Here is a 16,503-nt window from a genome sequence, read left to right as displayed (position 1 = left end):
ATGTCGCTGAGTCCGGTCGCTCGTCCCTCGTCGCTGCGCGACCATGCCTACGCGCAGATGCGCGACGCGATCGTGAGCGGACGGCTCGAGCCGGGCGCGCGACTGCGTGACGCCGAGCTGGAGGCGTGGCTCGGCGTGAGTCGGACGCCGATCCGCGAGGCCATCGCTCGCTTGGAGTCTGCGGGGTTGGTGCGGACGCGTCGTGCGAAGGCCACAGAGGTCGCCCCGCTCGACGAGCGCGAGGCGTTGGCTGCCGAGCGCGTGGCTGCGGCGCTGCACGAGCTCGCTGTCCGAGACGCGGTGGCGCAGTTGACCGAGGCCGATCTCGACGCGATGCGCGAGGCGAACGCGCGCTTCGAGGTGGCCCTGGCGGGACAGGACGTCGACGGCGCGGTCGCCGCCGACGATGCCTTCCACGGCGTCGCCGTGACGGCCTCCGCGAACCCGTTGCTGGCGGCGCTGCTCGATCAGGTCACGCCGCTGCTCCGGCGACTCGAGCGCGCGCGGTTCTCGAGCCTGGCCGGCCGCGACTCGGTCCACGCCCACGCCCGCATTCTGGCCCTCTGTGCGGCGGGTGATGCCGAGGCCGCCGCGAGCGCGACACGCGAGAACTGGCTGACCCTCGAGCGCTTGCTCACCCATTCCGAGACCACCCCGCGCTCCACCGACCCCAAGGACGAATGATGACCCTCGCAGACTTCCCGCGTCACCCCCTCACTTTCGGCCCGAGTCCGGTCCACCCGCTGGATCGGCTGTCGGCGCATCTCGGCGGCGCCCGGATCTGGGCCAAGCGGGAGGACGTCTCGAGCGGTTTGGCGTACGGCGGCAACAAGGTGCGCAAGCTCGAGTACCTGGTTCCCGAGGCCCTGGCGCAGGGCGCCGACACACTGGTGTCGATCGGTGGCGTGCAGTCGAACCACACGCGTCAGGTAGCCGCGGTCGCTGCGCACCTCGGCATGAAGGCAGTGCTCGTTCAGGAGAACTGGGTGGATTGGCCGGATGCCGTGAACGACCGCGTGGGCAACATCCTGCTCTCGCGCCTCATGGGTGCGGATGTGCGACTGTCGTCGGCCGGTTTCGACATCGGGTTCCGCGACTCGTGGAAGGACGCGATCGCCGATGTGGAGGCCGCCGGTGGCACTCCTTACGCCATCCCCGCCGGTGCGAGCGACCACCGTCTCGGTGGGCTCGGGTTCGCCAACTGGGCGCACGAGCTCCGCCGACAGGAGGATGCTCTGGGGGTCTTCTTCGACACGATCGTCGTGTGCACCGTCACGGGGTCGACGCACGCCGGGATGATCGCCGGGTTCGCGGATCTGCTGGAGAACTTCGGCGACCGGCCGCGTCGCGTACTCGGCATCGACGCGTCGGCGACGATCGACAAGACGCGCGACCAGGTGGCGCGTATCGCCCGGCGTACGGCGGATCTGATCGGGGTGGGACGGGAGCTCAGCGACGACGAGATCGTGGTGCTGGAAGGCTGGGCGGGCGACAAGTACGGCATCCCGGTCGCCTCCACCGACGAGGCCATCTATCTCACCGGCCGGATGGAGGGCGTGATCCTCGATCCCGTCTACGAGGGCAAGTCGATGGCCGGTCTCATCGATCTCGTTTCGTCGCGCGACATCCCGGCGGACTCGAACGTGCTGTATGCCCACCTCGGCGGTCAGCAGGCGATCAACGCGTACAGCGGCCGGTACCACTGAGCCCGCTCAGCGGCGGGTCGACACCGTGACCGTGAACTTCGGATCGCGGGCGACCTGCCGCGTGGGGCCGATGAGGCGTTCGAGGCTCGGCCGGTAGCGGAGGGACGAGTTCCACACGCACCACAGCTCGCCGCCCGGGCGGAGAACCCGAGCGGCGTCGGCGAAGAGGCGCGGCGCGATGTGATCGCTCACCGATGAGCCCGAGTGGAACGGCGGGTTCAGGGCGATCAGCGAGGCGCTGCGGTCCGGGCGCCGCGACAGCAGGTCGTCGCGGACGACGTCGATGCGGTCCGCGACTCCGTTGGCTTCGGCGGTGGCGCGCGCCGAGGCCACGGCCGAAGCCGATTGGTCGGAGGCGTAGACGTGCGCGTGCGGATGCCGCGAGGCCCAGGTCGCCGCCACCACGCCCGTACCGCACGCGAAGTCGATCCACGGATCGTCCGCGGTTCCGCCGGGTGCCGCATCCGGGAGGTGCGCCAGAAGCAGGCGCGTGCCGATATCGACGCGGGCGCCGGCGAAGGCTCCGCCGAAGGCGCGCACCTCGAGCCCGTCGATCCGCGCGGCACGCGGTGTCGGGGGTGCGGACGCCGCGGGCTCGCGTGCGATCAGCACCCGCGACTTCGCGCGGGCGTGCGAGACGTCGAGTCGGCGGAAGCGGGAGCGGAGCACGTCGTTCATCGCGAGCGCCATGTGCTTGATCCTCCCGCCCGCGAAGACGACGACATCCGGTGCAGCCGCGGCGGCGATCACCGAGGCGATGTCGGAGAGCTCGTCGAGCGAGCGGGGGAGTCGCAGCAGGACCACGCGCGCGCCCGCGACGAGCGCGGTGTCGAGCGGCAGCTGCTCGAAGCGGGCCTCCGGCACCAGGCGGTGTGCGTTGCCGACCAGTGCCGCTTCGCCGCTGAGCGCGTCCTGATGCACCCGGATGCCGTTCGCCCCGTCTGCGGCCGCCGCCAGGACCAGCGCGCCGTGGGTGTCGCCGATGACGACGAGCTCGCCCGGGCCGCTGCGGGCCCGCGCGCCGGCGGATTCGTCGAGGATCAGCCGGTCCGCCGCGTCGGAGGCGACCAGACCCGGAGCTTCGACGTCGGGCCATCGGCGCAGCAGCGAGAGGTCGAGCGGGCCGGGCACTCGGCAAGCCTAGTTCGTCGGCCGGGGGACCCCGCGCCCGCCGACCGATCCGGGGCGCACAATGGGGGTATGAGAACTGCGCTGCGCTGGCTGCTCGCCGGCGGGATGATCTTCGCCGGGCTGAGCCACCTCTTCTGGGCGCGCCGCGATTTCCAGGCGCAGGTGCCCGACATCCTCGTCGAGAAGCTCCCCATCGATCGCGACGGCGTCGTCGTCGCCTCGGGCGTGGTGGAGGCGATGTTCGGTGCAGCGCTGATCATGCTCCCTCGCGAGCGTGAGCGCGTCGGCGCGCTGCTCGCGGCGTTCTTCATCGCGGTCTTCCCCGGCAACGTCGATCAGTGGCGCAAGAAGCGCAGCGCCTTCGGGCTCGATACCGATCAGCGCCGTCTTACGCGCCTGTTCTTCCAGCCGGCGCTGGTGGCCTGGGCCTGGTGGTCGACGCGTCAGCCGCGCGACGCGGCGTAGCGGTGCTCGGGGCGGCCGGTCGAGCCGTATCGCAGGCGCACGTCGACGACGCCGCGGGCCGCCAGGGCGGAGAGGTGGCGTTGCGCGGTCGCGCGCGAGATGCCGCACTCGGCGGCGACCTCGCCCGCGGATGCCTCTCGCCCCCCGAGCGTGGCGAGGATGAGCTGCTCGGTGGCTGAGCGTGCGGTCGTGGCAGGCTCGCCGTGGACGATCGAGAGCGCGCGGTCTATCTCGTCCTGCTCCAGGTCCGGGGCGTCCAGGACATTCCGGTAGCGCGCGTAGCGTTCCAGGCGCTCGCGGAGCGAGCGAGCGTCGAACGGCTTGATGAGGTAGCCCACGGCGCCGGCCCGCAGCGCGCGCCGAACCGTGGCGGCATCGGTCGCAGCCGACAGCACGAACGCGTCGATGTCGAGCGTGCGCACCAGCGCGATTCCCTCGCCGTCGGGCAGGTAGTTGTCGACGAGGAGGAGGTCGGGGCGCTGGTCGGCGATCGACGCGCGCGCCGCGGCGAGGGAGCGCGCCGGTTCGAGTGCCCGGAAGCCGGGCACGGCGTCGACCGCATCGCGATGCAGGCCCGCGACGCGGAAGTCGTCGTCGACGACGAGGACACGGAGAGCGGTGGTCATGCGGTGGGCTCCTCGGGGTGTGCGTGCCACGGCGGTGTTCCGTCGTTCGGAGCGTTCCGCAGGACGCCCGGGAGGCGCGCGGCGAACACGGCGCCGGGCGGTCGTGTCGTCTCGCCGGTGTCGTCATCGCCAGGGGCACCGCCGCCGGCGTCGATGAGCCAGACGTCGCCGGAGAGTCGGCGCGCGAGCTCGCGCGAGAGCGGCAGCCCGATACCCCGGCCGCGCACCCGGTCGTCGGCCGGGCCGTCCGTCGCTGCGAAGACGTCGCGTCCCGCGGGCACGCCCCGCCCCGAATCGGCGACCGTGACGACGAGGGCGTCCCCGTCGCTCAGGAAGGTCACCTCGACCCATCTCGGTTCGGCGGCGGCGGCCGCAGCGGCGATCGCATTGTCGACCAGGTTGCCGATGACCGCCGCAGCATCCTCGACCCGGCCGAGGGCGCCGAGCAGGAGGGTGTCCTCCCCGACGATCAGGCGGACCCCGTGGGTGCCGGCCTCGGCAGCCTTTCCGGTCAAGAGGGCTTGGAGGAAGAGGTCGGGCACGCGCTCGATGTGACCGACGGCGGTGGGGACGCTGCCGCGCTCGAGGAGGTCGTCGAGGAAGGCGCGAGCGTCGCCCACGCGCTCGGCGTCGAGCAGGCCGGCAGCCACGTGCAGGCGGTTGGAGAACTCGTGTCGCTGCACCCGCAGCGCCCCGGTCACGGTCTGGACCGACGAGAGCTGCTCGTTCAGCTCGGCGACATCGGTGTGGTCACGGACGACGATGACGTCGCCGAGCTCGCGGCCGCCGTGCCGCACGGGGTGGACGTCGATCGCGAGCACCCGGGTGCCCACCACGGCGTGGTGGACGGGCAGACCCTCCTCGATCGCTCGCACGACGTTCGTCGGCAGCGGAAGATCGTGGAGCGACCGCCCCACCGGGGCGCTCAGGCCGAGCAGCCGGACCGCAGCGCCCGACGCGACCCGCACGATGCCGTCCTCGTCGAGGGCCAGCACGCCATCGCCGACGCCGTCGAGGACCGCGCTCTGCTGCTGCACCAGCGCCGTCAGTTCCTCGGGCTGGAGCCCCAGCGTCGTCTTCTCCCACCGTCGCCGCAGGATCGATCCCGCGCCCACCCCGACCCCCAGTGCGAGCAGCGCGGCGACGCCGATCGCGAGCAGGAGCGCGGGCAGGTCGTCGAGCACGCTCCCCTCCTCGAATCCGACGCTCACCTCGCCGACGGGCGCCCCGCCGTCCGGCGGCAGCACGGGAACCTTCGCCCGGGCCGACCGGCCGAGCGTGCCCACCTCCCAATCCACGACCTCGTCGCCGGCGAGCACCCGGGCGAACGGCGTCGACACGGTCTCGCCGAGACGCTCGGCGCTGGGATGAGCCAGACGGATGCCGTGGTCGTCGGTGATGACGACGAAGAGGGCATCGGTGCGATCGGCGACCGCGAGCGCGGTGCGCTGCAGGGGACCGGCCACCAGGTCGTCGGCTGCCGGGGTGCCCGGGTCGTCCGACCACCTCGCGACGGTGCGCCGGACATCGGGCATCGCGGCCACCGAGCGCGCGATGTTCAGGGCGCTCTCCTCCGCTGCCGAACGCACTTGGCCCACCGCGATGACCGAGAACGCGCCGGTGCACACCAGCAGCACCGCGACGACCACCGCGACCTGCACGAGGAAGAGGCGCGTGGTGAACCGCATCCCGACCTCCTGTCATCACGCGCAGAATGCGCAGAACACACGCTACGCGCTCAAGTCGCGCGAATGCACCCAAGCGCGCGCACAGGGGCGGCGGCGGCCTAGTGTCATCCGACTGCAACACCTCGCGTCACCCCGCACCACCCGCATCAGCCGACGAAGGAGTCGACATGACGACCACCGCATCCCTCGTGACCGCAGCCGCGGCCGAGGACGGCTACGACCTGGCGTTCATCGCCCCGGACGGCGTTCTCGTCATCCTCGGCTTCGTCATGGTCCTGACGTTCATGGCACTGATCATGACCCGGCGCCTCACCCCGATGGTGGCGCTCATCCTCGTGCCGACCGTGTTCGGTCTGTTCGCCGGCGCCGGGCTGGGGCTCGGCGACATGATCATCGACGCGATCGGCAGTATGGCGCCCACCGCGGCGCTGCTGATGTTCGCGATCATGTACTTCGGGATCATGATCGACGTCGGACTCTTCGACCCGCTGATCCGGGTGATCACCCGCGTCCTCAAGGACGACCCGGCCAAGGTCGTGGTCGGCACGGCTGTGCTGGCCGGCGTGGTCTCGCTCGACGGCGACGGGTCGACGACCTTCATCATCACCACCTCGGCGATGCTCCCCATCTACCTGCGGCTGGGGATGAGCCCGGTGGTCCTCACGTGCGTCGCCGGACTCATGAACGGGACGATGAACATCGTGCCGTGGGGCGGGCCGACGGTGCGTGCGGCTTCGGCGCTGGGGCTGCAGCCCACCGACGTGTTCGTCCCGATGCTGCCCTCCCTCGCCGCCGGCATCGTCGTCTCGCTCACGTTCGCCTGGTTCCTCGGACTCTCCGAGCGACGCCGACTCGCGGGCAGCATCGACACCTCGAGGCTCGGCACCGGCGACGGCGTGCTGGGAGGACCGAGACTGTTCCGCGGAGCCGACCCCCGGCCGGGTGCGCTGGCCACGCTCCGCACCGGCAACATCGTCACGGTGCGTGGGCGCAAGCCGGTGCCGGCTGCCCAGTGGGTGGAGGAGCGCGACACCGCCATGGCCGACACGATGCTCGATCCGAACCGGGCGACCCTGCGTCCGCGGCTGGTCTGGGTCAACCTCGTCCTCACCCTCGCGGTCATGGTGCTGCTCGTGCTCGACCTGTTCCCGCTGGCCTACGTGTTCATGGTCGGCGCGGCGCTGGCGCTTGTCATCAACTTCCCCAAGCTCAAGCAGCAGGCCGACGAGATCGTCGCGCACGCGCCGTCGATCGTCGGCGTCGTCTCGATGGTCCTCGCCGCCGGCGTGCTGGTGGGAGTCCTCAACGGAACCGGCATGGTCGCCGCCATGGCGTCGTGGGTCACCGAGGTGATCCCCTCGCAGCTCGGACCGCACCTCGCGGTGATCACCGGCGTCTTGTCGATCCCGTTCACCTTCTTCATGTCCAACGACGCGTTCTACTTCGGGATCCTGCCGATCCTCGCCGAGAGCGCGGCGACGTACGGCATCGAGCCGGTCGAGATGGCGCGCGCGTCGATCACCGGACAGCCGGTGCACCTGCAGAGCCCGCTCGTGCCGGCGATCCTGCTGCTGGTCTCGCTCGCCAACGTCAACCTCGGCGACCACCACAAGAAGGTGCTGTGGCGCGCGACCGTCGTCTCGCTCGTGATGCTCGCGGTGGGCGTGCTCGTCGGAGCCGTGCCCTTCGCCGTGTGATCGGCGCGCACACAGCGGGGGCGGTGCCGAACGATCGGCACCGCCCCCGCTGTGTGGTCGGCTCAGTGCTCCTGCGGGTAGCGCACGCCGATCTGCGCGCGGATGTCGTCGAGGAGGCCCATGATGTCGACCGTCTCGGCGATCGGCAGGATGTCGCCGTCGACGCGCCCCGCTGCGACGAGCGCCTCGGCCTCGAGCGCCTGGAACTGCATGCCGCGCCCGTCGATCTCGGAGCGGTACTCCTCGATGAGCTCGCCGTCGGGGCTGATCACGCGGAAGTCGGTCGCGGCATACCAGACGCCGGAGATCTCGACCCGGCCGGCCGTGCCCACCACGTGCGCGGTGTTCGGGCCGGCACCGCGCGAGGACGACACCGTCGTCGAGACGGCGCCGGAGGGATGGGTCATGACCGTCGCCACCTCCGCGTCGGCGCCCGTCTCCTGCAGCCGCGCGAGCGCACGCACCTCGGTGGGGAGCCCGAGCAGATCGCAGACGAACGAGACGGGGTAGATGCCGAGATCGAGCAGCGCTCCGCCCCCGAGCGCCAGGTCGTTGAGGCGGTGGGCCGGGTCGTCGGTGATGCGCTGCGTGTGGTCGGCGAAGACGGTGCGGACCTCACCGATCGTGCCTGCCGCGATGATCTCCCGCAATCGGACCATGTGGGGGAGGTAGCGCGTCCACATCGCCTCCATCACGAGCACCCCGGCGCCTGCGCCGAGGTCGCGCAGTGCGACCGCCTCGTCGCGGGTGAGGGTGAACGGCTTCTCGACCAGCACGTGCTTCCCGTGCTGGATGGCGAGCGCAGCGGCGTCGCGGTGGGCGGGGTGCGGCGTCGCGACGTAGATGATGTCGACGTCCGGATCCGCGGCGAGCTCTTCGTACGAGCCGTGCGCGTGGCCGATGCCGTGCTCGGCCGCGAACGCCGACGCCGACGCCTGGCTGCGCGATCCCACGGCCACGACCTCGCGTCCGGCCGTGAGCAGGTCGCGGGTGAACGCATGGGCGATGCCGCCGGTGGCCAGGATGCCCCATCGCAGGCCGGCGTGCGGGTGCGCGGTCGTGGTCTGATCAGTCATAACGCGAGCCTAGCCAGGGGCGGGCCGGGACGGGCGGCGTAGGCTCGCGGGGTGGACACCGCCGCCGTCGAACGCTTCCGCGAGCTCCTGCGCATCCCGACCGTCTCGCGGTCCGATCCGGCGCAGGTCGACGGCGAGGCCTTCGACCTGTTCCGCGCGACCCTCGAGCGCTCCTACCCCCGCGTCCACGCGGCCCTCGAGCGCGAACTCGTCGCCGAGCACGCGATGCTCTTCCGCTGGCCGGGCGCCGCCTCGGGGGACCCGCTCGTGCTCATGGCGCACTACGACGTCGTCCCGGTCGTGCCGGACGAGTGGATGCATCCGCCGTTCGGCGCCGTGCTGACGGGGGAGGGCGACGAAGCCACCATCCATGCGCGCGGGGCGATCGACGACAAGGGCGCCCTCGTCGCCATCGTCGAGGCGGTCGAGTCGTTGCTGGCCGAGGGGTACGTGCCGGCACGCGACGTGTACCTCGCTTTCGGCCACGACGAGGAGGTGGCCGGGACAGGAGCGCCGGCGATCGTTCAGGTCCTGCGCGCGCGGGGGGTGCGTCCGGCGCTCGTCCTGGACGAGGGCGGCGCTGTGGTCGAGCAGGCCGTGCCCGGCGTCGACGCCGAGACGGCGATGATCGGGGTGGCCGAGCGCGGGATCGCGACCCTGCGCCTGACCGCGCGCGAGGCGGGCGGCCACGCTTCGACACCGCCGGGACGACCCGCCACCGCGCGGCTCGCCCGTGCGATCGACCGGCTCCAGCACCGCCCGTTCCCGGTTCGCCTCAGTCCGCCCGTGCGCGCGATGTTCCGCACCCTCGCACCGCACGCACGGGAGCCCTTCCGTACGCTGTTCCGCCACATCCGCCTCACTGGGATGCTGCTCGCGCGAGTGCTGCCGCGTTTCGGCCCGGAGACGAACGCCCTCGTGCGCACGACCGCCGTGGTCACGGAGCTGCACGGGGCGGACGGCGAGAACGTCCTGGCCACCACCGCCCGCGCGTCCGTGAACGTGCGGCTGCTGATCGGCGACACCGTCGGCGGCGTCGCCGATCGGGTGCGCGCTGTCATCGGCGACCCGGGCATCGAGGTCGAGGTGCACAACGCCTCGGACCCCTCGCCGGTGTCGCCCTGGCGCGGTGAGCCCTGGCGCCGCGTCGCCCGCGCCGTGGCGAGCGCGCTCGGCGAGGAGGTCGTCCCCACGCCTTATCTGCAGCTCGGCGCGAGCGACAGTCGGTGGTTCACCGCCATCAGCGGGCACGTCTACCGGTTCGCTCCGTTCCGCCTGACGGCATCCGAACGCGAGGCGCTGCATGCCCACGACGAGCGCATCCGGGTCGACGTCTGGCTGCGGGGAATCGCGTTCTACCGGGATCTGCTCCGACTCAGCTGAACCGCGGCCTCCGCGGCGGCTGGTCGGAGACACCGGTCAGGAAAGCGACGATCTCGTCGCCGGTGGCGATGAGATCGGGTCCGCGGCCGAACGACCAGGCGGCGTCGCTGGCGCGCACCGTGTGGCCGGCGATCGCTGCGCGCCGGTCGCTCGTCGCCGACGATGAGGCGGCGAAGGCGACGGCACCGGCGATTGCGGCGGGAAGCGGCGGCCGGTCCGCCACGGGCAGCCGCAGGTACGCCCGAGCAGCCGCCACCACCTGCTTCGCCGTCCGCCGGCCCCCGGATCTGAGGGAAGCGGACAGGCTGCCCAGATCCGCCGTGCCGCCATCCGGCACGGCGGACGTCAGGCCGGCATCTCGGAGGAACGCCTCGACGCCGATCTCGGCCTCCGGGGCCGCGGTGTCCGCAAGCGCGGTCGCCACGAGGTCGACGATGCCCGCCAGCTGCGCGCGGCGGTCGAGGATGTCGGCCGGTCCGTCTGCGGTGCGCTGGCTGAGCGGCAGGAAGCGGGCGACATCCGACATGGGGTCAGCATAGGGCGCCGTCGGGTTGTGACGCAGCGGCGGGCTGTCACATCGCGGCACCTGCGGCGGCAGGACGGGTGTGTGACTGTCACATCGACGATGCGGGTACTTTCGGGAGCTGCCGGTGCATAATGGCTTCAGTCGATGTGAACGTGCGCATCGATCCGGAGGAGCCATGAGCGAGGACGCCGCGGGCCGTCGCCCCAGCATCCGCGACGTCGCGCGTCTTGCTGGAGTGTCGCATCAGACCGTCTCACGCGTGCTGAACAACCATGCCAGCATCCGGGCCGAGACCAAAGAGCGCGTGCTCGCCGTCATGGCCGAGCTGGACTACAGCCCCAACCGCGCGGCGCGGGCCCTCGTGACCAGCCGATCGCACACGATCGGGGTGCTGACCTCGTCGGCCACGCAGTACGGACCGGCATCCTCGATCGCCGCGATCGAGGCCGCGGCGCGGGAGCGGGGCTACTGGGTGTCGACGGCGAACGTCGACGCCGCGGAGCCGAGCTCGATCCAAGCGGGGCTGGCGCACCTCGTCGCGCAGGCCGTCGAAGGGCTCGTCGTCATCGCTCCGCAGGTGCGGGTCTTCCGAGCCCTCGCCGCCCAGCCGATCGGCATCCCGTACGTGACCCTCCAATCGACCGAGGTCGACCCGGGGCACGCGCTGTCGGTCGACCAGATCTCCGGCGCCCGCGCCGCGACACGGCACCTCATCGAGCTGGGGCACCGCTCGATCTACCACATCGCCGGTCCCCAGGACTGGATCGAGGCCGAGGCGCGCATGCGGGGGTTCCTCGAGGAGATGAGCGACTGGGACATCCCCACGACCGCGCCGGTCCTGGGGGACTGGACGGCGGAGTTCGGCTACTACGCGGGACGCGAGTTGCTGCGCGTCCGTGACTTCACCGCGATCTTCTCCTCGAACGACCAGATGGCCCTCGGGCTGCTGCACGCCATCCGCGACGAGGGACTCGACGCTCCGCGCGACATCAGCATCATCGGTTTCGACGACATCCCCGAGGCCGCGCACTTCTGGCCCCCGCTGACGACGGTCCGCCAGGACTTCACGGAGATCGGTCGGCGGTGCGTGGATCTGCTGCTGGGTCAGGGCGAGGGCGCCGCGGAGGCGCCCATGCTGGTGCCCGAGCTCGTCGTGCGCTCATCCACCGGACCGCGTCGCTGAGGCCCGTTATCGATCCGAGACACGCCGGGAGTTGACACCTCGGTTCGAAGCGTGGCTATATTGTCGCAATGTGAACGGTCACATCGACCATCACGCGATCGAGGCCCGGCCGATGGTGGCGGGGCGAAGGAGCACTCGAGTGGCACGCAACGCAGCGATCAGCAGCGAGTATGTCGACGGCGTCAAGGCCGAAGTCGCGGTGGCGCGGGTTCGGGCCGAGGTGGCGTCGTTGCATGCGGAGCTGGTGCGTTATGGGCTGGTGGTGTGGACCGGCGGGAACGTGTCGGGGCGTGTGCCGGGGGCTGATCTGTTCGTGATCAAGCCGTCGGGGGTGTCGTATGACGAGTTGGCTCCGGAGAACATGATCGTGTGCGATCTGGATGGCGTCGTGGTGGCGGGTACGCCGGGTAGTGATCGGTCGCCGTCGAGTGATACTGCGGCTCATGCGTATGTGTATCGGAACATGCCCGAGGTGGGTGGTGTGGTGCACACGCATTCGACGTATGCGGTGGCGTGGGCGGCGCGGGGTGAGGAGATCCCGTGTGTGATCACGGCGATGGCGGATGAGTTCGGGGGTCCGGTTCCGGTGGGTCCGTTCGCGGTCATCGGGGATGACTCGATCGGTCGGGGGATCGTGGACACGCTTCGGGGTCATCGGTCTCGGGCGGTGTTGATGCAGAATCACGGGCCGTTCACGATCGGGGCCACGGCGAAGGATGCGGTCAAGGCTGCGGTGATGGTCGAGGACGTCGCCCGCACGGTGCACATCGCGCGGCAGGCCGGGGATCTCGTTCCGATCCCGCAGGAGTCGATCGACGCGTTGTACGACCGGTATCAGAACGTTTACGGACAGACCACCGACGACCGCCGGTAGCCCCTTCCGGGCGCGGTCACCATTTCCCACCAAGACAGTGAAGTCACTGGAAAGGACACACAGTGAACAGCAAGAAGTTCCTGTTCGCCGCGGCGACGCTCGCCGTCGGCGCGATCACGCTCTCCGGCTGCGCCGGCGATTCCGGCGGAGGCTCCGGAGACGGCGGTGAGGGCGGCGGCGGTCTCATCGGCGTCGCGATGCCGACGAAGAGCTCGGAGCGCTGGATCCAGGACGGCGACGCCGTCAAGAAGGCTCTCGAGGACCAGGGCTACACCGTCGACCTGCAGTACGCCGAGGACGACATCCCCACCCAGGTCAACCAGATCGAGAACATGATCACCAAGGGCGCCGAAGCGCTCATCGTGGCCTCGATCGACGGCACGACGCTGACGGAGGCGCTGCAGAACGCCGCAGACGCCGACATCCCCGTCATCGCCTACGACCGGCTGATCGTCGGCACCGAGAACGTCGACTACTACGCGACGTTCGACAACTTCCTGGTCGGACAGCAGCAGGCCTGGACGCTCCTCAACGGGCTCGGCCTCACCGATCTCGAGGGCAACCCGACCGACGGAGCGCCGGCCGGACCGTTCAACATCGAGCTGTTCGCGGGCTCGCTCGACGACAACAACGCGTTCTTCTTCTTCAACGGAGCGATGGACGTCCTCGAGCCGCTGATCGACGACGGCACCCTCGTGGTCAAGTCGGGCCAGACCGACATCGAGCAGGCCGCGACGCTGCGCTGGGACGGCGAGACCGCCCAGAGCCGCATGGAGGACATCCTCACGGCCAACTACTCCGACGGCACGCAGGTCGACGCGATCCTCTCGCCGTACGACGGCATCTCGCGTGGCATCATCTCGGCGCTCGAGGGCGCCGGGTACTCCGTCGGCGACGAGTGGCCGATCATCTCGGGCCAGGACGCCGAGGTGGACTCGGTCAAGGCGATCCTCGCGGACGAGCAGTACGCCACGATCTTCAAGGACACCCGCGAGCTCGCCAAGGTCGCGGCCGACATGGCCGTCGCCGCGCTCAACGGTGAAGAGCCGGAGATCAACGACACCGAGACGTACGACAACGACGTGAAGGTTGTTCCCTCGTACCTCCTCTCGCCGGTCCCGGTCGTCAAGGACAACGTGGAGTCGGCCCTGGTCGACACCGGCTACTGGACGGCAGCCGAGCTCGGCCTCTGAGCCGCGGCATCCGTCGACCATCATCGCGGCGGCGGGGGCACGCAGCCCCCGCCGCCGCACCGAACACCATCCACCCCACAAGGAAGTCGGAGACGTGAGCGAAACCATCCTCGAGATGCGCGGAATCACCAAGACATTCCCCGGCGTCAAGGCGCTCTCGAACGTGAACCTCGCCGTCGAGCGCGGTGAGATCCATGCGATCTGCGGCGAGAACGGCGCGGGGAAGTCGACTCTCATGAAGGTGCTGTCGGGTGTTTACCCGCACGGCACCTACGACGGCGAGATCGTCTACGCCGGTGACACCGTCGAGTTCAAGAACCTTCGCGACAGCGAGGCGCGCGGCATCGTCATCATCCATCAGGAACTGGCGCTGAGCCCATACCTCTCGATCGCCGAGAACATCTTCCTCAACAACGAGCGCACGGGTCCCGGCGGCCTCATCGACTGGAACAAGACGAACTTCGCCGCGGCCGAGCTGCTGCGCCGTGTCGGCCTCAAGGAGAACCCGACGACGAAGGTCAATCAGATCGGCGTCGGAAAGCAGCAGCTCGTCGAGATCGCCAAGGCGCTGTCGAAGGAGGTCAAGCTCCTCATCCTCGACGAGCCGACCGCGGCCCTGAACGACGAGGACTCCGATCACCTGCTCGATCTGATCCTGAGCCTGCGCGAGCAGGGGATCACGTCGATCATCATCAGCCACAAGCTGAACGAGATCAAAAAGGTCGCCGACACCGTCACGGTCATCCGCGACGGCAAGACGATCGAGACGATCTCGAAGAACGACGTGACCGAGGACCGCATCATCAAGGACATGGTGGGACGCGACCTCGAGCACCGCTATCCCGATCACGAGCCGCAGCTGGGCGAGGAGCTGCTGCGCGTGGAGAACTGGACGGCGCATCACCCGCAGGACCCGACGCGCGTCGTGGTCGACGACGTCTCGGTCACCGTGCGCGCCGGCGAGATCGTCGGCATCGCGGGCCTCATGGGCGCCGGCCGCACCGAATTCGCGATGAGCCTGTTCGGCCACAGCTACGGCACGCGCATCTCGGGCAAGGTCTTCATGCGCGGCAAGGAGATCCGCACGCGCACCGTCTCGGAGGCCATCGCCAATGGGCTCGCCTATGCGACCGAGGACCGCAAGACCTACGGGCTCAACCTCATCGAGGACATCAAGCGCAACATCTCGATGGCGTCGCTGAAGAAGCTCGAGAAGTCCGGCCTCGTCGACGACAACGAGGAGTTCGCCATCGCGAACCGGTACCGCAAGAGCATGAACATCAAGGCGCCCACGGTGCTGGCCAAGACGGGGAAGCTCTCCGGCGGCAACCAGCAGAAGGTCGTGCTGTCGAAGTGGATCTACTCCGATCCCGAGGTGCTCATCCTCGACGAACCCACCCGTGGGATCGACGTCGGAGCGAAGTACGAGATCTACACGATCATCAACAAGCTCGCAGCCTCGGGCAAGGGGATCATCGTGATCTCGTCAGAGCTGCCAGAGCTCCTCGGCATCTCCGACCGCGTGTACGCCCTCTCGGAGGGACGCATCACCGGAGAGATGCCCATCGCCGATGCGACCCCCGAGTCGGTCCTCAAACTCATGACCATGGAGAAGCCCCGCTGACGGGGACGCAGGAGATCCACGAATGTCTCAGAACGCAAACGTTCCCGAAACCGCCGCCGGCGGCGGGATCAATCCGACCGAGAACCGGTTCACCCGGTGGCTCGCCCACATCCTCGCCGACCTCGGCAAGAACGGCATCTTCATCGCGCTGATCGCGGTGGTCGCCCTCTTCGCCATTCTCACCAACGGCATCCTGCTCCGCCCGCAGAACCTCTCGAACCTCGTCGTCCAGAACGGCTACATCCTGGTGCTGGCCATCGGCATGGTGATGATCATCATCGCCGGGCACATCGACCTGTCGGTCGGCTCGGTCGCCGCCTTCATCGGAGCCGTCTCGGGCGTCTTCGCGGTGAAGATGGGGATGCCGTGGTGGCTCGCCATCATCCTCTCGCTGCTCATCGGGGCGCTGGTCGGTGCCTGGCAGGGGTTCTGGGTCGCCTACGTGGGGATACCCGCGTTCATCGTGACCCTCGCCGGCATGCTCATCTTCCGCGGGCTCGCGCTCGTGGTGCTGGGCAACGCCAACATCGGCTCGTTCCCCACGGAGTACCGAGCGCTGGGCAACGGGTTCCTCGCCGGGATATTCGGGGAGTCCGATCCAGACCTGTTCACCCTGCTCATCGGCGCGCTCGGCATCGTCGCCCTCATCGTGCAGCAGTGGCGCACGCGTGCGGGGCGCCAGAAGTACGACCAGGAGGTCGAGCCGGTCGTCTGGTTCATCGCCAAGCTCGCGCTGATCTCCGTCGTCATCGGATGGTTCACCTGGGCCCTGGCCTCGTACAAGGGCATCCCGGTCACCCTGATCGTGCTCGCGGTGCTGGTGCTCGTCTACGGCGTCGTGATGAACCGCACGGTCTTCGGCCGTCACATCTACGCCATCGGCGGCAACCGCCACGCGGCGGAGCTCTCAGGCATCAAGACCCGCCGTGCCGACTTCTGGCTGTTCGTCAACATGGGCGTGCTCGCCGCCCTCGCCGGCCTGATCTTCACCGCGCGTCTGAACCTCGCCGGGCCCAAGGCCGGTGACGGCTTCGAGCTCGAGGCGATCTCCGCCGCGTTCATCGGCGGCGCGGCGGTGCAGGGCGGTGTCGGCACCATCGGCGGCGCGATCATCGGTGGCCTCATCATCGGCGTGCTCAACAACGGCATGTCGATCATGGGCATCGGAATCGAGTGGCAGCAGGCCGTGAAGGGTCTGGTGCTGCTGCTGGCCGTGGCCTTCGACGTCTACAACAAGCGCCGTTCGGGCAACTGACGCGCGGAACTCGTACACGGTGGCGCGAGCGCCGGGAACTCTCTCGAGGTTCCGGGTGCTCGCGCCACCTTGGCGT

Annotated in this window: 15 protein-coding genes; 10 read left to right on the top strand and 5 right to left on the bottom strand. The window is 69.8% G+C overall.

What is annotated here, in order from left to right; genetic code table 11:
• On the top strand, positions 1-684 hold the full coding sequence (locus tag HW566_RS02335; protein ID WP_178010062.1) for a GntR family transcriptional regulator: 684 nt from the start codon (positions 1-3) through the stop codon (positions 682-684).
• Positions 684-1,706: a 1-aminocyclopropane-1-carboxylate deaminase gene (locus tag HW566_RS02330; protein ID WP_178010060.1), complete on the top strand. Its 1,023-nt coding sequence runs from the start codon at positions 684-686 to the stop codon at positions 1,704-1,706. Before HW566_RS02335 ends, HW566_RS02330 begins: the two co-directional genes overlap by 1 nt.
• Before the next feature lie 6 nt (positions 1,707-1,712).
• Here HW566_RS02330 and HW566_RS02325 read toward each other — a convergent pair whose 3' ends face one another.
• Positions 1,713-2,837 carry a class I SAM-dependent methyltransferase gene (locus HW566_RS02325; protein WP_178010059.1) on the bottom strand — a complete coding sequence of 375 codons (1,125 nt, stop codon included), beginning with the start codon at positions 2,835-2,837 and terminating at the stop codon, positions 1,713-1,715.
• A 69-nt stretch (positions 2,838-2,906) separates the two neighbouring features.
• On the opposite strand from HW566_RS02325, the gene HW566_RS02320 reads away from it, so the two are divergent.
• Complete coding sequence (locus HW566_RS02320) at positions 2,907-3,302, top strand: DoxX family protein (RefSeq protein WP_178010057.1); 396 nt, start codon at positions 2,907-2,909, stop codon at positions 3,300-3,302.
• Here the strand turns inward: HW566_RS02320 and HW566_RS02315 are convergent.
• Positions 3,281-3,928: a response regulator gene (locus tag HW566_RS02315; protein WP_178010055.1), complete on the bottom strand. Its 648-nt coding sequence runs from the start codon at positions 3,926-3,928 to the stop codon at positions 3,281-3,283. The two genes, HW566_RS02320 and HW566_RS02315, sit on opposite strands and share 22 nt — an antisense overlap.
• Positions 3,925-5,616 carry a sensor histidine kinase gene (locus tag HW566_RS02310; protein WP_178010053.1) on the bottom strand — a complete coding sequence of 564 codons (1,692 nt, stop codon included), beginning with the start codon at positions 5,614-5,616 and terminating at the stop codon, positions 3,925-3,927. The genes HW566_RS02315 and HW566_RS02310 overlap by 4 nt, the downstream gene beginning before the upstream one ends.
• A gap of 167 nt (positions 5,617-5,783) precedes the next feature.
• On the opposite strand from HW566_RS02310, the gene HW566_RS02305 reads away from it, so the two are divergent.
• A complete protein-coding gene (locus tag HW566_RS02305) occupies positions 5,784-7,313 on the top strand; it encodes a CitMHS family transporter (RefSeq protein WP_178010051.1) in 1,530 nt (509 codons plus the stop codon).
• Between the two features lie 62 nt (positions 7,314-7,375).
• On the opposite strand, the gene HW566_RS02300 is transcribed toward HW566_RS02305, so the two are convergent.
• On the bottom strand, positions 7,376-8,389 hold the full coding sequence (locus tag HW566_RS02300; protein WP_178010049.1) for a Gfo/Idh/MocA family protein: 1,014 nt from the start codon (positions 8,387-8,389) through the stop codon (positions 7,376-7,378).
• A gap of 51 nt (positions 8,390-8,440) precedes the next feature.
• Here HW566_RS02300 and HW566_RS02295 point away from each other — a divergent pair, with 51 nt between their 5' ends.
• Positions 8,441-9,772, top strand: coding sequence for a M20/M25/M40 family metallo-hydrolase (locus HW566_RS02295; RefSeq protein ID WP_178010047.1), 1,332 nt, complete (start codon positions 8,441-8,443; stop codon positions 9,770-9,772).
• On the opposite strand, the gene HW566_RS02290 is transcribed toward HW566_RS02295, so the two are convergent.
• A complete protein-coding gene (locus HW566_RS02290) occupies positions 9,765-10,298 on the bottom strand; it encodes a hypothetical protein (RefSeq protein ID WP_178010045.1) in 534 nt (177 codons plus the stop codon). The two genes, HW566_RS02295 and HW566_RS02290, sit on opposite strands and share 8 nt — an antisense overlap.
• A gap of 175 nt (positions 10,299-10,473) precedes the next feature.
• Between HW566_RS02290 and HW566_RS02285 the strand changes: the two genes are divergently transcribed.
• The 5 genes from HW566_RS02285 to mmsB all read left to right on the top strand — a co-directional run bounded on the left by HW566_RS02285 (position 10,474) and on the right by mmsB (position 16,427).
• On the top strand, positions 10,474-11,481 hold the full coding sequence (locus HW566_RS02285; RefSeq protein ID WP_178010043.1) for a LacI family DNA-binding transcriptional regulator: 1,008 nt from the start codon (positions 10,474-10,476) through the stop codon (positions 11,479-11,481).
• Positions 11,482-11,551: 70 nt separating this feature from the next.
• On the top strand, positions 11,552-12,355 hold the full coding sequence (locus HW566_RS02280) for an L-ribulose-5-phosphate 4-epimerase (protein WP_256728829.1): 804 nt from the start codon (positions 11,552-11,554) through the stop codon (positions 12,353-12,355).
• Positions 12,356-12,417: 62 nt separating this feature from the next.
• Positions 12,418-13,548, top strand: a complete 1,131-nt coding sequence (gene chvE, locus HW566_RS02275) for a multiple monosaccharide ABC transporter substrate-binding protein (RefSeq protein ID WP_178010041.1) — start codon at positions 12,418-12,420, stop codon at positions 13,546-13,548.
• A gap of 94 nt (positions 13,549-13,642) precedes the next feature.
• Positions 13,643-15,172, top strand: a complete 1,530-nt coding sequence (gene mmsA, locus HW566_RS02270; protein WP_178010039.1) for a multiple monosaccharide ABC transporter ATP-binding protein — start codon at positions 13,643-13,645, stop codon at positions 15,170-15,172.
• A 22-nt stretch (positions 15,173-15,194) separates the two neighbouring features.
• Positions 15,195-16,427 (top strand): multiple monosaccharide ABC transporter permease, encoded by a 1,233-nt coding sequence (mmsB, locus tag HW566_RS02265; protein WP_178010038.1) that lies wholly within the window; start codon positions 15,195-15,197, stop codon positions 16,425-16,427.
• Positions 16,428-16,503: the final 76 nt, after the last annotated feature.

Source organism: Microbacterium oleivorans (assembly GCF_013389665.1).
In the GTDB taxonomy this organism is placed as follows: Bacteria; Actinomycetota; Actinomycetes; order Actinomycetales; family Microbacteriaceae; genus Microbacterium; species Microbacterium oleivorans_C.
Note: the sequence above shows the minus strand (reverse complement) of the source record. Positions and strands in the feature narration are given on the sequence as shown.

Excerpts from the sequence above, each read along its gene's own strand:
- HW566_RS02335 (WP_178010062.1), top strand. The coding sequence starts at position 1 with ATGTCGCTGAGTCCGGTCGCTCGTCCCTCGTCGCTGCGCGACCATGCC.
- HW566_RS02330 (WP_178010060.1), top strand. The coding sequence starts at position 684 with ATGACCCTCGCAGACTTCCCGCGTCACCCCCTCACTTTCGGCCCGAGT.
- HW566_RS02320 (WP_178010057.1), top strand. The coding sequence starts at position 2,907 with ATGAGAACTGCGCTGCGCTGGCTGCTCGCCGGCGGGATGATCTTCGCC.
- HW566_RS02315 (WP_178010055.1), bottom strand. The coding sequence starts at position 3,928 with ATGACCACCGCTCTCCGTGTCCTCGTCGTCGACGACGACTTCCGCGTC.
- HW566_RS02310 (WP_178010053.1), bottom strand. The coding sequence starts at position 5,616 with ATGCGGTTCACCACGCGCCTCTTCCTCGTGCAGGTCGCGGTGGTCGTC.
- HW566_RS02305 (WP_178010051.1), top strand. The coding sequence starts at position 5,784 with ATGACGACCACCGCATCCCTCGTGACCGCAGCCGCGGCCGAGGACGGC.
- HW566_RS02300 (WP_178010049.1), bottom strand. The coding sequence starts at position 8,389 with ATGACTGATCAGACCACGACCGCGCACCCGCACGCCGGCCTGCGATGG.
- HW566_RS02290 (WP_178010045.1), bottom strand. The coding sequence starts at position 10,298 with ATGTCGGATGTCGCCCGCTTCCTGCCGCTCAGCCAGCGCACCGCAGAC.
- HW566_RS02285 (WP_178010043.1), top strand. The coding sequence starts at position 10,474 with ATGAGCGAGGACGCCGCGGGCCGTCGCCCCAGCATCCGCGACGTCGCG.
- mmsB (WP_178010038.1), top strand. The coding sequence starts at position 15,195 with ATGTCTCAGAACGCAAACGTTCCCGAAACCGCCGCCGGCGGCGGGATC.